Annotated in this window: 15 protein-coding genes; 4 read left to right on the top strand and 11 right to left on the bottom strand. The window is 69.0% G+C overall.

Annotation, left to right across the window (positions count from 1 at the left end; translation table 11 throughout):
- Positions 1–133: 133 nt before the first annotated feature.
- The 11 genes from clpB to ACRDPS_RS03725 form a co-directional block, all read right to left on the bottom strand.
- Positions 134–2,728, bottom strand: coding sequence for an ATP-dependent chaperone ClpB (gene clpB, locus ACRDPS_RS03775; protein WP_431500286.1), 2,595 nt, complete (start codon positions 2,726–2,728; stop codon positions 134–136).
- Positions 2,729–2,918: 190 nt separating this feature from the next.
- Positions 2,919–3,422 carry a hypothetical protein gene (locus ACRDPS_RS03770; RefSeq protein ID WP_431500285.1) on the bottom strand — a complete coding sequence of 168 codons (504 nt, stop codon included), beginning with the start codon at positions 3,420–3,422 and terminating at the stop codon, positions 2,919–2,921.
- Entirely contained in the window at positions 3,419–4,054 is a 636-nt protein-coding gene (locus ACRDPS_RS03765) for a hypothetical protein (RefSeq protein ID WP_431500284.1), read from the bottom strand. The genes ACRDPS_RS03770 and ACRDPS_RS03765 overlap by 4 nt, the downstream gene beginning before the upstream one ends.
- Positions 4,051–5,205, bottom strand: a complete 1,155-nt coding sequence (locus ACRDPS_RS03760) for an MlaD family protein (RefSeq protein WP_431500283.1) — start codon at positions 5,203–5,205, stop codon at positions 4,051–4,053. Before ACRDPS_RS03760 ends, ACRDPS_RS03765 begins: the two co-directional genes overlap by 4 nt.
- Complete coding sequence (locus tag ACRDPS_RS03755) at positions 5,205–6,599, bottom strand: MCE family protein (RefSeq protein WP_431500282.1); 1,395 nt, start codon at positions 6,597–6,599, stop codon at positions 5,205–5,207. The genes ACRDPS_RS03760 and ACRDPS_RS03755 overlap by 1 nt, the downstream gene beginning before the upstream one ends.
- Positions 6,599–7,636, bottom strand: a complete 1,038-nt coding sequence (locus ACRDPS_RS03750) for an MCE family protein (protein ID WP_431500281.1) — start codon at positions 7,634–7,636, stop codon at positions 6,599–6,601. Before ACRDPS_RS03750 ends, ACRDPS_RS03755 begins: the two co-directional genes overlap by 1 nt.
- Positions 7,633–8,646, bottom strand: coding sequence for an MCE family protein (locus ACRDPS_RS03745; RefSeq protein WP_431500280.1), 1,014 nt, complete (start codon positions 8,644–8,646; stop codon positions 7,633–7,635). The genes ACRDPS_RS03750 and ACRDPS_RS03745 overlap by 4 nt, the downstream gene beginning before the upstream one ends.
- Positions 8,646–9,677, bottom strand: a complete 1,032-nt coding sequence (locus tag ACRDPS_RS03740) for an MCE family protein (protein WP_431500279.1) — start codon at positions 9,675–9,677, stop codon at positions 8,646–8,648. Before ACRDPS_RS03740 ends, ACRDPS_RS03745 begins: the two co-directional genes overlap by 1 nt.
- A 157-nt stretch (positions 9,678–9,834) precedes the next feature.
- Positions 9,835–11,118 (bottom strand): MCE family protein, encoded by a 1,284-nt coding sequence (locus ACRDPS_RS03735; RefSeq protein WP_431500278.1) that lies wholly within the window; start codon positions 11,116–11,118, stop codon positions 9,835–9,837.
- Positions 11,115–11,999 carry an MlaE family ABC transporter permease gene (locus ACRDPS_RS03730; protein ID WP_431500277.1) on the bottom strand — a complete coding sequence of 295 codons (885 nt, stop codon included), beginning with the start codon at positions 11,997–11,999 and terminating at the stop codon, positions 11,115–11,117. Before ACRDPS_RS03730 ends, ACRDPS_RS03735 begins: the two co-directional genes overlap by 4 nt.
- Before the next feature lies 1 nt (position 12,000).
- Entirely contained in the window at positions 12,001–13,770 is a 1,770-nt protein-coding gene (locus ACRDPS_RS03725; RefSeq protein WP_431500276.1) for an ABC transporter permease, read from the bottom strand.
- Between the two features lie 279 nt (positions 13,771–14,049).
- Here ACRDPS_RS03725 and ACRDPS_RS03720 point away from each other — a divergent pair, with 279 nt between their 5' ends.
- From ACRDPS_RS03720 to ACRDPS_RS03705, 4 genes are all read left to right on the top strand, one after another.
- A complete protein-coding gene (locus tag ACRDPS_RS03720; RefSeq protein WP_431500275.1) occupies positions 14,050–15,267 on the top strand; it encodes a PucR family transcriptional regulator in 1,218 nt (405 codons plus the stop codon).
- A gap of 16 nt (positions 15,268–15,283) precedes the next feature.
- Positions 15,284–16,300 (top strand): HAD family hydrolase, encoded by a 1,017-nt coding sequence (locus ACRDPS_RS03715; protein ID WP_431500274.1) that lies wholly within the window; start codon positions 15,284–15,286, stop codon positions 16,298–16,300.
- Between the two features lie 111 nt (positions 16,301–16,411).
- Complete coding sequence (locus ACRDPS_RS03710) at positions 16,412–17,635, top strand: lytic murein transglycosylase (RefSeq protein WP_431500273.1); 1,224 nt, start codon at positions 16,412–16,414, stop codon at positions 17,633–17,635.
- A gap of 179 nt (positions 17,636–17,814) precedes the next feature.
- Positions 17,815–18,675, top strand: a complete 861-nt coding sequence (locus ACRDPS_RS03705; protein WP_431500272.1) for a GTP-binding protein LepA — start codon at positions 17,815–17,817, stop codon at positions 18,673–18,675.
- The last annotated feature ends 59 nt before the right edge of the window (positions 18,676–18,734 follow it).

Genomic DNA, 18,734 nt, shown 5'->3' with positions numbered 1-18,734 from the left:
AGGACCGACCGCCGAGAGGTCAGTTGTGCAGCCCGCGTGGGCACCCACCTGCCCTCTCGGCCTGCAATACTGACCTCTCGGCCTGCAGAGGTGACCTCTCGGCCTGCAGAGGTGACTTCTCGGCGAGAGGGGGTCAGACCTTGAGGGTGAGGCCGCGGCCAGTGGCGTCGTCGCGGTCGACGAGGACCTCGCCGCCGTCGGTGACCTCGCCACCGATGAGCATCCGGGCGAGCGGGTCGCCGATGGCCGACTGGATGAGTCGGCGCAGCGGGCGGGCGCCGTAGGCGGGGTCGTAGCCGGTCTCGGCGAGCCACTCCCGCGCAGCGGGGGTGACGGAGATCGAGATGCGGCGTACGGCCAGGCGCTTCTCCAGCAGCCCGAGCTGGATGTCGACGATCCTGGTGAGGTCGGCCAGCGACAGGGCGTCGAACATGACGACCTCGTCGAGGCGGTTGAGGAACTCCGGCTTGAACGAGGCCCGTACCACCGCCATCACCGACTCGTGCTTCTCGTGGTCCTCCATCACCGGGTCGACCAGGAAGTTGGAGCCGAGGTTGGAGGTGAGGATCAGGAGCGTGTTGCGGAAGTCGGCGGTGCGGCCCTGGCCGTCGGTCAGGCGACCGTCGTCGAGTACCTGCAGCAGGATGTCGAAGACCTCGGGATGAGCCTTCTCGACCTCGTCGAGCAGCACCACCGAGTAGGGGCGACGCCGCACCGCCTCGGTCAGCTGACCACCCTCGTCGTAGCCGACGTAGCCCGGAGGCGCTCCGACCAGCCGAGCGACGGAGTGCTTCTCGGCGTACTCGGACATGTCGATGCGTACGATCGCGCGTTCGTCGTCGAAGAGGAAGTCGGCCAGCGACTTGGCGAGCTCGGTCTTACCGGTGCCCGTCGGCCCCAGGAACAGGAACGAGCCGGTCGGGCGGTTGGGGTCGGCGATCCCGGCGCGAGAGCGACGGACCGCGTCGGCCACAGCAGAAACCGCGGACTTCTGCCCGATCAGCCGGCGACCGATCTCCGCCTCCATCTCGAGCAGCTTGGCCTGCTCGCCCTGGAGCATCTTGCCGGTCGGGATGCCGGTCCAGGCCTCGACGACCTCGGCGATCTGCTGAGCGGCGACCTCCTCGCCGACGAGCCGGTCGGTGACCTCGTCCTCGACGGCCGCGGCCTCGGCGATCTGCTCCTCCAGCACCGGGATCTTGCCGTAGAGGATCTCCGAAGCCTCCCCCAGCGATCCCTCGCGCTGGAGCCTCTCGGCCTCGCTGCGCAGCGCGTCGAGCTGCTTGCGCAAGGCCCCTTCCCCTTCGAGCGAGGCCTTCTCCCGCTCCCAGCGGGCCTCGAGCCCACGCAGCTCCTCCTCCTTGTCGGCGAGCTCCCTGCGCAGCACCGAGTGGCGCTCCAGAGAAGCGTCGTCGGACTCCTTCGAGAGCGCGAACTCCTCCATCTTCAGCCGGTCGACGGCGCGCCGGAGCTGGTCGATCTCCTCGGGAGACGACTCGATCTCCATCCGCAGCCGGGACGCGGCCTCGTCGATGAGGTCGATCGCCTTGTCGGGCAGCTGCCGACCGGTGATGTAGCGGTCGGAGAGGGACGCGGCGGCCACCAGAGCGGCGTCGGTGATCCGGACACCGTGGTGGGCTTCGTACTTCTCCTGGATCCCGCGCAGGATCTGCACGGTGTCCTCCACCGACGGCTCGCCGACGAAGACCTGCTGGAAGCGGCGCTCCAGGGCGGGGTCCTTCTCGATGCGCTCGCGGTATTCGTCGAGCGTGGTCGCACCGATCATGTGCAGCTCGCCGCGCGCGAGCATCGGCTTGAGCATGTTGCCGGCGTCCATCGCGGAGTCGCCACCGGCGCCCGCGCCGACGACGGTGTGCAGCTCGTCGATGAAGGTGATCACCTGGCCCTCGGCGGCCTTGATCTCCTCGAGGACGGCCTTGAGCCGCTCCTCGAACTGGCCGCGGTACTGCGCCCCGGCGACCATCGCAGCCAGGTCCAGGGACAGCACCCGGCGACCCTTCAAGGAGTCGGGTACGTCGCCGGCGATGATCCGCTGCGCGAGCCCTTCGACGACCGCCGTCTTGCCGACGCCGGGCTCCCCGATGAGGACCGGGTTGTTCTTCGTACGCCGCGACAGCACCTGGATCACCCGGCGGATCTCGGAGTCCCGGCCGATGACGGGATCCAGCTTTCCGCGCTCGGCGGCCTCGGTGAGGTCCTGGGAGTACTTCTCCAGCGCCTCGTAGGAGTCCTCGGCGTCCTGGCTGGTCACCCGGCGGTTGCCGCGGACGGCCTTCAGCGACTCCCGCAGGCCCTTCTCGGTGAGCCCGGCCCCCTTGAGCACCTCCTGGGCCGACGACTCGACGGTGGCCAGCGAGATCAGCAGATGCTCGGTGGCGGCGTAGTCGTCCTTCAACGACGTGGCCAGCGTGATCGCCCCCGCCAGGACACGGGTCAGCCCGCCGGAGGCGGCAGGCTGCTGCACGGTCGAGCCGCTGGCGCGCGGGAGACCGTTGAGATCGGCGGTGGCGAGCCGGAGCACCTCGTCGGCGTCGACACCCGACTTGTTGACCATCGACTTCGCGGTGCCCTCGTCCTGCTGCAGCAGCGCGACGAGCAGATGGATCGGCTCCGTGGTGGTGTTGCCCGCCGTCGTGGCGGCGAGCTGGGCGGCCTCGATCGCCTCACGTGCCTTGGTGGTGAACTTGTCGGCCGAAAACTGGCTCATCTGTGTCTGCACTCCTCCTGGGACGCCTGGGTATGACGCGAGTGCGTGTCACCCGCATCTATCTCAACACACCCAGAGTTGAGTCTGTTCCACTCAACTTTGAGCTCCCGGCACGCCGACCCGGCTCATCCTGACCAGTTCCCACGTCGAGTCGGCGCGTCAGAACGAGCCGACTCGGCGTGATCTGCGGTCACAGAGGATCCAGACCGGTCACCTTCCACTGGCCGTCGACCTTGGCGGCCTCGACGGTGAGCTGAGCCGCGGAGATGGAGGACTCCTTGTCCGTGGAACGCTGCGAGGCCTGGTCGAGGAAGACCAGGAGCTCGGCGGAGTCGGCATCGAGCGTCTTGACCGCGGCGACCTGGACCTGGGCGCTGAGGACGAGCTTCTGACCGGGAGCCTTCTTCTCGAGCTGCTTGAACAGCAGGTCGTACTCCTTGCGGGCATCGCCGGCCAGGACCTCGTCGGCCGCGGCCTCGGTCGGCGCCGGGTCGGAGAAGTCGTAGGAGAAGACCTGCATGAGGCCCGCGGAGACGGCCGACTGCACCTCGGTGGTGGCCTGTGTGTCGACGACGGCCCGGTTGCCGACGTGGTCGGTGTTGCGCTCGCGGTGGGCCTGCCAGAAGGCGCCCAGCCCCAGGATCAGGGTGAACGCGACCAGGTAGGGCGCCCAGCGGCGTACGAAAGCGGTCATGAGATGTCCACCTCTACCTGCTCGAGGCTCTCCATGAGCCACTCGTCGCCGACCTTGACCAGGTCGGCCGCGAACCGGTTGCGCTTGACGGTCGGCTCGGCGTCGGTGTCGGCGCCGTCCTGCACCGTGATCTCGACGGCCGCGATCACGGTCGCGGTGTTGTCGTCGAGGTCGGTCAACGCTGCCTCCATCACCGACCCGGTGGAGATCTTCTGCTGGTCGGCGAGGAGCTTTCGCTCGTCGTCGGGTACGTCCGCGAGCTGGTCGTGCAGCGTCCCGGTGGTGATCTCGGCCCAGCTCTTCAGCCCCTCGTCCACCTTCCGGTAGTCGAGAGTGTTGAGGGTCTCGACATGGCTGGTCGCCACGATCAGCACCCGGTCGCGACGAGCGGCATCGTCGACCATCTCCTGGTCGTGGCCGGTCGCCCGCCACCAGCTCACCAGGCCTGCCACCAGCACGCACAGCACCACCGCAGGGAGCACCCAGAGGAGCAACCGGTCGCGGGGCGACCTCGGCTCCGGGGTGGTCTCGACGACCTTGACCGACGGCGCCTGCTGCTCGACCACCGAGGGCTCCCTCTCCTGTTCGGTGGTCTCCTCAGGCTCGACCACCGGGTCCCGTGTTGCTCTCATCGCTCCCCCATCAGTCCGGCGAGCGTGTTCGGGACGTTAACCGTCCGCGGCTCGGCTGTCTTGGTTTTCGTGGTCTTCGGTCGCGGCACGGCGTCGCAGCCGGCCGCGGTGTTGAACGGCTTGCCCTTGCTCACATCGGTGCCGGCCCGCAGGTCGGTGCCCTGATAGCCGGAGACACACGGGAGCGGGTTGAAGAACGACGGCATCAGGCTCAGCCGCAGCCCCTTGGAGCTGTTGACGGCCCATCCGATGCTGACCGCCTCGGGCACGGTCACGAAGGTCGACTCCAGCGCCGCGGAGTTCGTACCGAAGATCTGGGCAGGGGTGACCAGGTTGCTCATCAGGATCCCGAGCGGCCCGCCGACCTCCTTGATCAGCAGCGAGATCTCCTGGGTGGCACCCGGCGTCGCCCCGATCAGGTCGCGCAGATCACGGTCGGAGTCGGCCAGGGTCTCGGAGAAGAGCGAGAGGTCGTTGCTCCACGCCTTGATGCTGGTCGCCGACTCCTCCTGGGTCTCCAGCACCTGCCCGGAGTTGCGGATCAGGCTGGCCGAGACCAGGAAGCTCTGGTCGGCCTCCTTCTGGAACTGCATGGACGTGTCGACCAGCTTCCGTACGTCCGACCCGGCGCCGCGCGAGAGCAGATAGGACTCGTCGATCGTCGTCGTCAGCGCCTCCTCGGGCACCGAGGCGACGAAGTCGCGACCGGACTCGATGACTCGGCCGGCGGTGTAGGGCAGCGCGTCCTCGCCACCGGACAACCGGTCCCCGTCCGAGAGCCGGGAGGAAGCCGAGGACCCCACCGCGCCACCGCGCAGATCCAGATACTGCTCGCCGATGGCCGACCGGTTGGCGACCTTCACGGTCACATCGGCCGGGATCGCGGGCGCGTCGCCCTCGATCTCGAGAAGGGCCTGTACGCCGTCGGCCTCCGCCTCCAGGGAGGTCACCTCACCCACGGGCACCCCGCGGTAGGTCACCTCGGAGTTGACGAAGAGCCCGCCTCCCTCGGGCAGCGACACCTCGACGCTGTAAGGGTCGTCGAGCAGGTCCAGGCCGACGTACCTGGCCCCGACATAGCTGGTCCCCACGAGCGCCAGGGCCACGAACATCCCGAGCTTGACGCGTACGCCACCGGTGAGTCGCTGCATCACGGGCTCCCTTCCGCGGAGCCGGTGCCGGCGCCTTCGGGTGTGTTCTGGGTCGAGGGCGCCTCCGGCTCGGTCGTCGGCTCGGCCGTCGGGTCGGTCGGCGACTCCGTCGGCGACTCGGACGCCGATCCCGAGGGATCTGTCGGCGAGGACGACCCGGGATCGGGATCGCCGGAGGACGGGTCCGAGGTCGACGGCGACGACGAGCCCGGTGTCGAGGGGATGATCGAGGATCCGGGCATCGACGGCGAGGACGAGCCCGGCACCGGCGAGGAGGTCGACGGCAGCAGTCCGGGCGCGCTCGGCGACTCGGCCTGGGAGGAGGCCGAGCCACCGAAGGCGCCTTCGACCACCGGCTGCAACCAGTCGCACCCCTTGGACTCGCAGTCGGCGGGAGTCCGGAAGTTCGTGATCATGAACAGGTTCATGTAGTCGCCCCGGATCGCGTTGAGAACCTCGTCGGGGAACGGGTAGGTGAAGAGGATCTCGAGCGCGTAGGGCAGGTCGGAGCCGGCCTTCGCCAGCTGGTCGAGGATCGGGTCGAGCAGCTCGAGGTCGGCGACGATGTCCTCCTGCGCGGAGTCCAGGGTGCGGATGGTGACCTTGGCGAGCTTGTCGAGCGCCTCGAGCATCGCGACCAGCTGCGGACGCTGGTCGACGAGGACCTGCATGCCCGGCGAGAGCCCTTCGAGGGCGTTCGAGATCTTGGCCTTGTCCTTGTCCAACGTGACCGCCAGCTCGTTGAGCGAGTCGATCGCGGAGGTGATGGACTCCGAGCGCGAGTCGAGCACTGAGACGAACCGGTCGATCTCGTGCAGGAACGCCTTGATCTCCTCGGGCCGTCCGTCGGAGACCTTCTGCAGCTCGCGGGAGATCTCCTGGAACTGCGCGATCCCGCCGCTGTTGAGGACCATCGACAGGGCTCCGAGCACCTCCTCGACCTGGGCAGCCGCGTCGGTGTCGCCGCGGCCCAGGACCGAGCCGTCGCCGAGGGGCTCGCCCGCGACCGGCGTCTCGGGACGGATCAGGGCGATGTACTTCTCCCCCAGCAGCGAGGTCTGCTGCAGCCGAGCCGTGGTGCCGGCGGGCAGCGAGACGTCGTCGCGGACCACCAGGGACACCCGGGCGCTGCGGCCGTTCTCGGTCAGGCGGATCTTGGAGACCCGCCCTATCGCGACGTTGTCGACCTTGACGCTGGACTGGGGAACCAGGTCGAGCACGTCGGCGAACTCGGCGCTCAGGGTGACCGGGTCGTCGCCCACATCGGCGCCACCGGGCAGCGGCGCCTCGTAGACACCTCCTCCGATCGAGCCGAGCCCACAGCCCGACAGGACCAGCCCGGACACCGCGAGGGCGGCCGCTGTGCGGACCGCGGGAGCACGGAACGTACGCATCACTGCTCCCCTCCCACACCGGGAAGGAGCACCGGCGGCGCATCCTCGGAGGTCTGTCCGGTCAGTCCGTCGCGCGACCAGACCGGGCTGATCTCGTTGAGGTTCGTCCGTCCGACGAGGGTGTTGGTGCTCGGGTCGTAGGCGTTGACGTACTTCTGCAGCACCTGCGGGATCGTGGCCACCGCCTCCTCGAGCGCCTCGTTCTGGTCGGCGAGCACCTTGGTCGGGCCCTGCAGGTTCTCGACGCTGGACCGCATCTGACCCCGGTTGTCCTCGATGAAGCCCTCGAGCATGCCGAGCGCCTCGCCGAGGTTGGTCACCGCCGAGGCGAGGTCGTCGCGGTCCTCGGCCAGATACTTGGTGACCTGCGCGAACTGGCGGTTTGCGTCCCGGACGCCGTCGTCGTGCTCGAGGAGGGTGTTGTTGAAGGTGTTGAGGTGCTCGACGGTGGCGAAGAAGTCCTGGTCGACGTTCGCCAGGGTCGCCGACGCGTCGGCCCCCTCGCGGATGACCTGGTTGATGTCGGATCCCTGTCCGTCGAGGTTGGCCGCCAGCACCTCCAGCAGGCGCGACAGCGCTCCGTTCTGGTTGGCCCCCTCGGGGCCAAGCTTCTCCCCGGCGTCGGTCAGCGAGGCGTAGAGGTCGTCGATCTCCACCGGCACCGCGGTCTCCTCGATGACGGTGCCGTCGCGGAGCTCGGGTCCGTCGACGTACGGCTCGGTGAGCTGGATGAAGCGGTCCGAGACCAGCGTCGGCGCGACGAGCACGGCCTCGGTGTCGGCCGCCGCGGTCTGTCCCGGGTCGAGCTCCATCGAGATCCGCACATGCTCCCCGGCCGGGACCACCTCGGTCACCTTGCCCACCGGAACACCGAGGATCTGCACGTCGGAGCCGGGATAGAGCCCCACGGAGGCCTCGAAGAGCGCGGAGAACGCGGTGCCCTTGCGCCCCTCCCTGATTCCGTACGCAGCACCCCACCCGATCGCACCGACGGCTGCGATCACCAGGACCCCTGCGAGCACGCGTCGTAGGTTCATCTCTTCTCTCCCGGCTGGCAGTCGCGGTTGACGTCGTTGTCGAGCACCGGGGCGTTGTCCTTGTCGAAGAGGCCGCAGCCGTAGACGTCGATCCACGGTCCGTTGCTCATCGAGGCTCCGATGACCCGGTAGTAGGCGCCGATCTGGGAGAGCGCCTTGTCGAGGTGGTCCTGGTTGCGCTGCAGGACCTCGGCGACCTGGTCGAGCTTCTTCAGCGCCGGCTGGAGCCGCTTCTGGTTGTCGGCGACCAGACCCTTGATCTGCTTGGCGAGGTCGTCGGTGTAGGTGAGCATCTGGTGGATCGCCTCCCGGCGTGCGGCCAGCTCCTCAAGGAGCTTGTCGCCGTCCTCGATCAGCAGCCCGATCTCGTCGTTGCGCTCGGCGAGGGTGCCGGTGACCTTGGACGTGGTCCGCATCAGCTCGGCCAGCTCCTGGTCGCGCGAGGAGACCGTGCGGGAGAGCCGGGTGAGACCGGAGACCATGCCGCGTACGTCCTCCGGGGTGTCCTTGAAGACCGTGGACAGCGCGTCCATCGACTCCTCGACCTGGTCCATGTCGATCTCGTCGACGGTGGTGGAGAGGTCGGAGAACGCGGCGTTGACGTCATAGGGCGTGGTGGTCCGCGAGACCGGGATCGGGTCGCTGAGCCGACCGGAGCCGGCCGGGTCCAGGGCGAGGAACTTGCGCCCGAGCAGCGTCTTCACCTTGATCGAGGCCGCCGTCTGACCGCCGAGCGAGACGTCCTTGGCGCGGAAGCTGATCAGCACCTTGTCCTCGGCGAGCTCGAGCTCGGTCACCTCGCCGACCTTCACCCCGGCCACCCGCGCCTCGTCGCCCGGGCGCAGCCCGCCGGCCTCGGCGAAGTAGGCCTGGTAGGTGCGCCCGCCACCGATGATGGGCAGGTCCTGCGCGTAGAACGTCGCGAAGAAGGTCAGGGTCATCGCCACGATCCCGACGATCGCCAGGATGACCTTGTTGCGTTCGGCGAACGACTTCGGATAGCGAGCCATCAGCGGCACCTTCCAGCAGGTGATTCGACACCGAGGTCGCCGTAGTAGCCCTCGGGTCTGGGGATCCGCCCGTCGATCGAGCAGATGTAGAAGTTGAGCCAGCCTCCGTACGAGGCCATCCGGCCGAGCTCGTCGGTCTTCCGCGGCATCGTGGTCAGGAAGTCCTCGAGCACCTTGTCGTTCTCGGCGAGGTTCTCCGAGACGTCACCGAGCGAGTCGATCGACTTGCGGAGCGGCGCCCGGCCCTCGGTCAGCAGTCCGGCGACGCTCTGGGACAGCTCCCCCACCCCTTCGATCGTGGAGCCGATCGTCTTGCGGTCCTCGGCCAGCCCCGAGACCAGGCGCTGCAGCGTCACCAGGGTGGTGTCGAGCTGCCCGGTGCGTTGGCTGACGACCTCGAGGACCGAGTTGAGGTTGGTGATCAGCTCGCCGATCACCTGGTCGCGGTCGGCGAGCGTCGAGGTGAGCGACGCGGTCGAGGAGAGCAGCGACTCGACCGTCGTCCCCTCGCCCTGGAAGACCGCGATGATCTGGGCGCTCAGGTTGTTGACGTCCTCGGGGTCGAGGAACTTGAACAGCGGCTGGAACCCGTTGAACAGCATCGTCAGGTCCAGCGCCGGCTGGGTCTCGTCCAGGGAGAAGGTGTAGCCGCTCTTCAACGACGTCCCGCCGGGCGATCCGGGCTTCAGCGCGATGTAGCGCTGACCGATCAGGTTGCGGAAGCGCAGCTCGGCCCGGGTGCCCTCGACCATCGGCGCCGACTCGGCCGCGGTGAAGGTCACCTCGGCGGTGTCGTTCTCCCGCAGCCCGATCGACTGGACGGTGCCGATCTTGACTCCGGCCATGCGTACGTCGTCGCCCTTGTTCAGGCTGGTCACATCGGTGAACAGCGCCGTGAAGGTGCGGCCGGAGGACGTCGTCCCGTTGGAGATCGTCGTCGCCAGCGCCATCGTCGCCAGGATGGTCACGACCGCGAAGACGATCGACTTGGTCAGCGTCACCGCGACCGTGCCACCACCGTTGGTCCTCATCGGGCCACCTCTGCGCTTCGCGCAGTAACTCCCTCGCTCGGCGCGAGCGGACGAGCAAGCTCGCCACTCGACCTCACTCCGGTCGTAGCCGTAGCGCGAGCGCCAAGATACGGACGCGGCCCGAAGAATGGTCGCCAGGTCGCTCGCTGACGCTCGCTCATCGCACGATCACCTCGGTGCCTCTCAGGGCCGGGCCGAGCAGCAGGCTCGACCATGTCGGATATTCCTCGGGCGCGATGTCCTCGGCCGGCGCCATCACCTCGGCGATCAGCTGGTTCTCGCCCTTCGAGTTCTGCTCGCCCAGGCCGGTGGTGGCGCCGAAGCTGCGCACCCGGTCGGACGGTGGGGCGCCGATCCGCTCGGCGGCCCCGGTCACGGCGGGCCGGCTGCCGGTCTGCCCGGTGACGTACGGACATCTCGCCTTACCCGTGCGCGGCTTCGGCACGTAGCCCCGCGGATAGGGCTGCCGGATCTCGGAGACGCTGACCACCGCATGGATTCCGTGCTTGTCGGTTCCCTTGCCGAGATTGCGGTCCATCTCCGGTGCGAAGTCGCGCAGGGCGCTGAACAGGCACGGGAAGGAGGAGGCGTACGGGCTCACCGCGCGCAGCGCGTCGCGGCCGGAGTCGGAGAGCACGATGATCGTCTCCCGGTTGCGCTCCAGCCACCTGTCGGAGTCCTGTGCGGTCGTGGTCACGGACCGGAACGTCTCGGCGACCTGCTCGCGCTGGTCGACGAGGGTCTCCGCGGTCACGGTCATGGTGTCCAGCGCGTCCAGCAGGTCCGGCGCGGCCTCCTCGAAGTGACCGGCCACCCGTCCCAGCGAGGCCAGGTCGTCGGTCAGCTCCGGTACCAGCGGGTTGAGCCTGTGCAGGTAGTCGGCCCAGGCGGCGAAGACCTCGCCGATGTCCCCGCCGTTGCCGCGCAGCATCGTGGCCAGCTCGCTCAGCGTCGCGTTGAGCTTGTGCGGCTGGAGCGCCTTGAGCACCGGCAGCAGCTCGTCGAGCACCTGCTCGAGCTCGATGGCCTCGTCGGAGCGGTCCTGCTCGATGGTGCCGCCGGGCTCGAGCTCGGGTCCCTTCGCCGGCTGCAGGGCCACGTACCGCTCCCCGAAGAGGGTCTTCGGCAACAGCCGCGCGGTGGTGTCCTGCGAAAGATCGGGAAGTACGTCGGGCTCCAGCGCCAGGGTCAGCTCGGCGCCGCCCTCGCGGGCCGCGACGGTGCGGACGGTGCCGACCGGCACGCCGAGCAGCTTGACGTCGGAGCCCTCCTGGAGTGCGTTGCCGAGGGTGCCGGTGGTCAGCTGGACCTCGGAGCGGTCCACGAAGGTCTGGTCGTAGGCCAGCCAGGAGACGGTCGCCACCGCGGCGACGACGGCCAGATAGCACAGGCCGAGGAAGGCATCTCGTAGCCGAGCCAGGCTCGTTCCGGACGGTCTCATCCCGCGATCCTCACCGTCGTCGTCGCGCCCCACATCGCCATGGAGAGCGCCAGGTCGAGCAGCGCGACGACCACGATGGTCCGCCGCACCGAGCGCCCGACCGCGATCCCGACGCCCGAGGGCCCACCGCTGGCGTAGAACCCCAGCCGGCAGTGGATCAAGATGATCAGGATCGAGAAGATCAGCACCTTCCCGAAGCTCAGCAGGATGTCGATCGGTGGCAGGAAGAGCTGGAAGTAGTGGTCGTACGTCCCCGCCGACTGCCCGTGGAAGTAGACCGTCACCAGTCGCGAGCCCGCATAGGAGGTCAGCAGACCGACGACATAGAGCGGGATGATCGCCACGAAGCCGGCCACCACTCGCGTGGAGACCAGGTAGGGGATCGTGCCCAGGCCCATCACCTTGACCGCGTCGATCTCCTCGTTGATCCGCATCGCGCCGAGCTGGGCGGTGAAGCCCGCCCCGACGGTCGCCGACATCGCCAGGGCCGCCACCAGCGGCGCGATCTCACGGGTGTTGAAGTAGGCGGAGATGAATCCGTTGAGGGCCGACGTGCCGATCTGGTCGAGCGCTGCGTACCCCTGCATGCCGACGACCGTGCCGACGAAGATGCTCATCCCCGTCATCACGCCGATGGTGCCGCCGATGACCGCCAGCGCACCGGTGCCGAAGGAGACCTCGGAGAGGATCCGCAGGATCTCGCGCGGGTAGTGCCGGATGGCCGATGGGATCCCGGCCAGCACCTTTCCGTAGAACCGGATGTCCTTCCCCGTCCGCACCAGCCCGTCCAGCACGCGCCAGCCCCGGGGCGTCGAGCCGGTGGTCGAGCTTGTCGAGACCCCCTTCTTCTCGGAGGTCGAGCTTGTCGATACCCCAGCCATGTCAGGCCCCCTTCCCTGGAACGAGCTCGAGATAGAGCGTCGTGATCACGAAGTTGACGAAGAAGAGCAGCAGGAAGGTGACGACGACCGACTGGTTGACCGCCTCCCCCACGCCCTTGGGACCGGGCTTGGTGTTGAGCCCGCGGAAGGCCGCGACGAGGCCGGCGATGAGCCCGAAGAGCACCGCCTTGAGCTCGCCCACCCACAGGTCGGAGAGCTGAGCCAGGGCGGTGAAGGAGGAGAGGTACGCCCCCGGCGTACCGCCCTGGATGATGACGTTGAAGAAGTAGCCGCCGAGGACACCGACGACGCTGACCAGACCGTTGAGCAGCACCGCCGCGAGCACACAGGCGAGCACCCGTGGCACGACGAGCGCTTGGATCGGATCGACCGCGATCACCTTCATCGCGTCGATCTCGTCCCGGATCGTACGAGACCCCAGATCGGCGCAGATCGCGGCGCCGCCCGCTCCCGCGATGACCAGGGAGGTCACGATCGGTGCCGCCTGCTGGACCACGGCGAGCACCGAGGCGGCGCCGGTGAACGACTGCGCCCCGATCTGCACCGTCAAGGTGCCCAGCTGCAGCGCGATCACCGCCCCGAACGGGATCGCGACGAGCATCGCCGGGATCCAGGACACGGAGGTGACGAACCAGAACTGGTCGAGCAGCTCCCGGGCCGCGAACGGGCGCCGGAAGGCCGCCCGGAACGTGTCCAGGCCCAGCGCGAAGAGTGCGCCGACCTGGTCCAGGGCCCGGCTGACCGGGTCCTTGACCCTTACCGCCGGCGGGACTCGGTCAACCTCGTCGTCGTCCGCGGTGTAGAGCGTCGCGGCTCCGCTCGCCACCCGGTCACCGTGCCGCGCCGCACCCTCTCGCGGTGCACCGCTGGCCGGGGTGAGCTGGCGGGGCAGCACCTCGATGGCGCGGGCCCCGGCGCGGATGGTCGCCACGCCTGACGACGGGTAGTAGGCCTCGCCCTCGACGTAGTCGTCGTTGACGCCGTGGTCGGTCTCCTCGCTCATCCCGATCGGCCCGATCGGGTCACCGCTCATGAACTGCGAGACGACCGGGTGGTCGGTGAGCAGGAACTCCTCCCGCGGGCCGTACATCACCAGGCGGCGCCGGTAGAGCATGCCGAGGTTGTCGGGGAGCGTACGCGCCAGCTCGATGTTGTGGGTGACCACCAGCATCGTGGCCTCGGTGGCCGCGTTGACGTCGACCAGGAGCTGGGCGAGGTTGGCCGTACGCACCGGGTCGAGCCCCGAGTCGGGCTCGTCGCAGAGGATGATCGACGGCTCGGTGACCAATGAGCGGGCCAGGCCGGCCCGCTTGCGCATCCCGCCGGAGATCTCGCCGGGCAGCTTGTGCTCCTGCCCCAGCAGCCCGACCAGGTCGAGCTTGTCGCAGGCGATCTGCTTGATCTCCGACTCGCGCTTCTTGGTGTGCGCCCGCAGCGGGAACGCGACGTTGTCGAAGACGCTCATCGAGCCGAACAGCGCGCCGTCCTGGAAGAGCACACCGAACCGCTTGCGCAGCTCCTGGCGCTGGGACTCGCGCGCCTTGACCATGTCGACGCCGTCGACCAGGCAGCTCCCCGCCTCTGGCCGCAGCAGCCCCATCAAGGACTTCAGGAACACCGACTTGCCGGTGCCCGAGGGGCCCAGCAGCGCGGTGATCTCGCCCTGAGGCAGCGTGAGGGTCACGTCGCTCCAGATGTTCTGGGACCCAAAGCTCTTGGTGAGCCCTGTGACCTCCACGGTGCCGCCCATCGCGGACCTCCCTGATCTGCCGTTGTGGGGTGTGCCTTCGACCGGGACAGTACGTGTGGCTCACGTCACAGGGGAGGGATAATCGAGCGACTCGGCAAATGAAGCCCCTGATTTGTCATGCGCATGACAAAACACGCCCACAGGAGGTTGTGCCGGTCGAGACCTCTGCAGTGCGGACGTGCCGAATTTTGGGGGCGGGTCCGGCCGAGTCGTGCCATGGTGGTCGATACCTTCTCGGGTTTGTTGGTCGAAGGAGAATGGCGTGCGACGGAGCACGAGATGACGCAGACCCAGCAGCCCCCTGGGCTGCCCGGGTCGGCTGTGTGGATGCTGAAGAGCCTGGAGAACGAGGTGCGGCCGATCGCGCTCAAGGTCACCCGCCACCTGCGCGAGGGGCTGCCTGCGGAGACCGAGGGCTTCGAGGACCTCATCTTCACCGCCGTGCACGGCGCGATGGCGCACTTCATCGACCTCGGTCTCGGCCGGGAGGCGCCCTACCTCGCCATCGACGACCACTTCCGCAAGGTCGGCTTCAGGGTCGCCGCACTGGGTGAGGACCGGGCCATCGTCGATGCGGGCATCGACATGGCCACCACCGAGCTCTGGGACGAGCTGCGCCGCCGGGCGGTCGAGAACGAGCTCTCCGCGGCGGCGCTGAACGCGCTCAACGAGATGATGACGACGTACGTCGAGCATCTGGCCGCACAGGTCAGCACCGGGTTCGAGGCCGGTACCGAGGCGCGCGACCAGGACAACGACGTCGCCCGGGCACGGCTGATCGACCGGATGCTGTCGGGTGCCTCCGTCGACGAGATCGAGGTGCAGGCAGCGCTGGGCGAGTGGGACCTGCCCGAGAGGGTGACCGTGATGGCGGTCGAGCTGCGTGACGGCGGCCGGATCGCTCCCGATGCCCTCTCCGACACCGCCCTCACCCGCCGCCGCGAGCCCACCCAGGTGGTGATCTGCCCTCCTCGCGACACCGCGGCCATCACCAAGGAGCTCCGGGCCGCGGCTCCGAAGGCGCGGGTCTCGGTCTGCTGGCCGGTGCCGCCCGAGGACATCCCGGCCGCCTGGCGTTGGGCCAACCGCGCCCTGGCACTCGTCAACGCGAAGGTGCTCCCGGCCGAGCCGGTCATCAACTGCCTCGCCTACCGCACCGAGATCTGGCTGCACGCCGAGCCGGTGATGCGTCGCCAGCTCGCCCAGGAGCTGCTCGAGCCGCTGCTGGCCGAGTCAGCCAACTCCCGCGAGATCCTCACCGAGACCCTGCTGGTCTGGCTGGAGACGCGGGAGAGCGCGCCGGCGATCGCGGCGGTGCTCGGCGTACACCCGCAGACGATCCGCTACCGGTGGAAGCGGATCAACGAGCTCTTCGGGGAGTCGCTGCGCGACCCCGCGTTCGTCACCCAGCTGCTCCTGCTGCTCAAGGCGAGCGTCCCGCTGTGGGTCGCCGGTGACCAGAGCGACTTCGACCGCTACCAACAGCAGACCGGATGACCTCGAGGTGACCTTCATGGTGCTGGAGCTGGTGGTTCTCGGCGTCGGGGCTCTGGCCGCGTACGTCCTGGGGTCGTGGTTTCCGCGCGTCGTCGCAGGTTGGCGCGGGCGTGGGCTCGGGATCGAGTCGGTGCCGGGGCCCGCGTGGGCGGCGGCCGCGAAGGTGGACACCGTGGTGCTCGACCGGTGGGGCACGGTGACCACCGGCAAGCTGAAGGTGACCACGGTCGACCCGCTGGAGCCCGACCATGTGCGCAACCTGCGCTGGTTCGCGGGAGCGCTGGAGCACGAGGCCGAGGGGCGGCTGGCGCGGGCGATCGCCCGGATCGCGCCCCGGGGCAAGGTGACCGGGTTCGAGCAGGTGCCGGGTCGTGGCGTGCGGGGCTCGGTCGACCGGCATCCGGTACGTGTCGGACGACCGGACTGGGTCGGCATGGCCGAACGCAACGACCTCGGCGTGGTCGTCGGCGTCGAGCTGGACGGGCGCCCGCTGGGCTACCTCGTGGTCGGCGACGAGCTCCGTAAGGACGCGCGGGCATCGATCGACCGGCTCGCCGCGCTCGGGGTCACTCCGGTGCTGGTCTCCGACGACACCGCGCGCAACACCGAGCACCTCGCCGAGTCGTGCGGGATCGAACGCTGCCACCCCGAGACCGCGCCCGAGAAGCGCGCACGGCTGGTGGCCGAGCTGCGGGAGCAGGGGCACAGGGTCGCCTTCGCGAGCTCTCGCCCGGAGGACAGCGAGGCTCAGGCCGGAGCCGATCTCGCGGTGGGCGGGGACGGCAGCGTACGCCTGCGGGATCTCGACGCCGGCCGGATCGCCGCCCTGCTCTCGACGGCACGCGGGGTGGTCGCGGGGTCTCGGCTCTCCGGGCCGCTCGCGATGGTGCCGGCAGTCGTCGGGTTCGGGCTGGCGGTGCTCGGCCTCGGGTCGGTCGTGATCGCGGCGATCTGTGCGCTGGCGTGCCTGGTGATGGCCGCCGCGGTGGGGACGGTCAGTGTGGTGCGAGCCGAAAACTTGTCACGTACGTGAGCAATTTCGGCCGAAGTCGTCCCGGACCTTGCCGAAGTCGTTGTGGTGCGGCTCACATCATGGCTGGATCTATGCCGACGACCTGTGACCCACCCGAGGATGTGACCGAGGATGACCCCACGAGCCGGTCTCTTGATCAAGGCAGCTGCATTGCCGGTCGCAGCCGCGACGGCCGCCTGGACGATCCACTCCATCCAGGAACCTCGGCCCGTCGACGCCTCGGCCAGCGTCGCTCGGGTGCCTCTCGAGGTGCCGCAGCAGGAGCTGCTGCCTCCGGTGAGCGTCTCGGCGGTCAAGCCCGTCCCGAAGGTGACCCCGACGCTGGCGGCCAAGCCCGCGGGGTTCGCCGCGAACGCGGCGGCGGGGCTCATCCCGGAGACCGCGCTGGCCGCCTATCAGCGGGCGGCGTCCGTGCTCGCCGACGCCGACCCGGGCTGCGGGCTCGACTGGTCGCTCGTGGCCGCCATCGGCCGGGTCGAGTCCGACCACGGGCGCGCCGGGGGCAACAAGCTCTCTGCTGAGGGGGTGGCCACCCCCGGCATCTACGGTGTCCCGCTCACCGGCGCCGCCGGGACGGCACGGATCATGGACACCGACGGCGGGACGTACGACCGGGATCTCACCTACGACCGAGCCGTCGGGCCGATGCAGTTCATCCCCTCGACCTGGTCGGAGGTCGGCGTCGACGCAGACTCGGACGGCAAGCGCGACCCGCAGGACGTCGACGACGCCGCGCTCGCCGCGGGCGTCTACCTCTGCTCCGGCTCCGCCGACCTCTCCACCGTGGCCGGGCGGCGCTCCGCCGTGCTGCGTTACAACCACAGCGATGCGTACGTCTCCACCGTCCTGCAGATCGCCGACGGCTATCGGCTCGGGCAGTTCGAGGTGCCGACCGGCGTCGTCCTGCCCGCCGAGCAGATTCCCGTCGCCCACGACGACCTGGAGCCGCTCGGCGCGGCCTCGCCCAGCGCCCAGCCGCCGCGGCGGTCCACCGCCGACGGAGGATCCGGTGGATCCGGCTCGGGTTCCGGCGGCTCGTCGGGTGGGAGCGACACCACTACGCCCGGGGGCGGGTCGAGCACTCCCTCCTCCCCCGATCCGTCCCCGGGTGACGACGGATCAGCCGACCCATCGCCCTCTCCCACCGAGGATCCCTCGCCGACGGAGGACCCGAGTCCCACCGAGGATCCCTCTCCGACGGAGGACCCGAGCCCCACCGAGACGCCTACGGACGTGCCCACGGAAGAGCCCAGCCCGACCGACCCCGTGTCGCCGACGGCGACTGCCTCGACCGGAGAGTCTGGCGGCGCGGAGGAGTCGTCGGGCGCACTCTGACCCTGGTGGTTGTGCCCGGCCGCGTCAACGGCCGCGACACACCAATCCGAAACGTCGGCCGGGCCGAAGAACGTTGCGACGCAGCAAGTTCATTGATGGGTTAAGTTAAATCGGGTTACAACCCGCTCGGCTGCGGGCACACTTGACCTGCTGCTGACACCCCACCAGGAGCTGCCACGATGCTCACCGACTCTGACCGCCTCGCCGCTCATGTTGCGCGCCTCGGTGAGGAGCATCCACCGATCCCGATGGACTCGGTCGATTTCACGGTCAACGACCCTGCCGCCTTCGGCTCTCGCTTCGGGCATGTGCTCGACTACATGGCTCGTGTCGAGCTCGAGGTCGACCGCAACGTGCTCGAGATCTCCACGATGCTGCCCAACCCACCCGAGGTCGACAAGCACTTCTACGCCGAGGTGTGGCAGCCGCAGGAGATCCAGCACGGCCTGATCCTCGACCGGCTCCAGCAGATCGTCGGTCGCCCGCCGGCCACCACCGAGCTCGAACACGTCGGGGTGAAGCTGAAGGTGCTCGGTCTGCTCGCTCATCTGGAGCCGTTCCAGGACGTGTGCCGGATGCTCTACTACCTGACCGGGATGGCCACGGAGCGCTCCGCGGTCATCGCCTACAACCTGATGCACGACGGGGTGCTCGAGTCCGGCGAGAAGGCGGTCGCCGAGACCGTGATCGCGCCGATCAAGCGTCAGGAGCCGGGCCACTATGCCTTCTACCAGCTCTCCGCCCGATCACACTGGGCGACGCTCTCCGGCTGGCAGAAGTGGCTGGTCAGGCGCATGCGCCGGATCTCCTTCGCCCCCGTCGGGGTCAACAACGTGAATCAGCTGGCCGACTTCGGGGACGTCATGGAGACCCTCGGCGTCGACCACCAGGGCCGCGACCTCGCCGCCGACGTCGCCCGCGTCGAGCGCGAGCTTCTCTGGGCCCGTGACAGCGGTCTCCCGGTGCCCGACTACGTCACCCGCGCCTTCCGCGACGCCGTCGAGGCGGCCGAGGCACGGGGACTTCGTCAAGGTATGTAGCCGAAGGCTCACATCCCCAGCGGAGCTCCGCACGGGATGTGAGCCCTTCCCTGCATACC

The organism is Nocardioides sp. (assembly GCF_050699375.1).
In the GTDB taxonomy this organism is placed as follows: Bacteria; Actinomycetota; Actinomycetes; order Propionibacteriales; family Nocardioidaceae; genus Nocardioides.
Note: the sequence above shows the minus strand (reverse complement) of the source record. Positions and strands in the feature narration are given on the sequence as shown.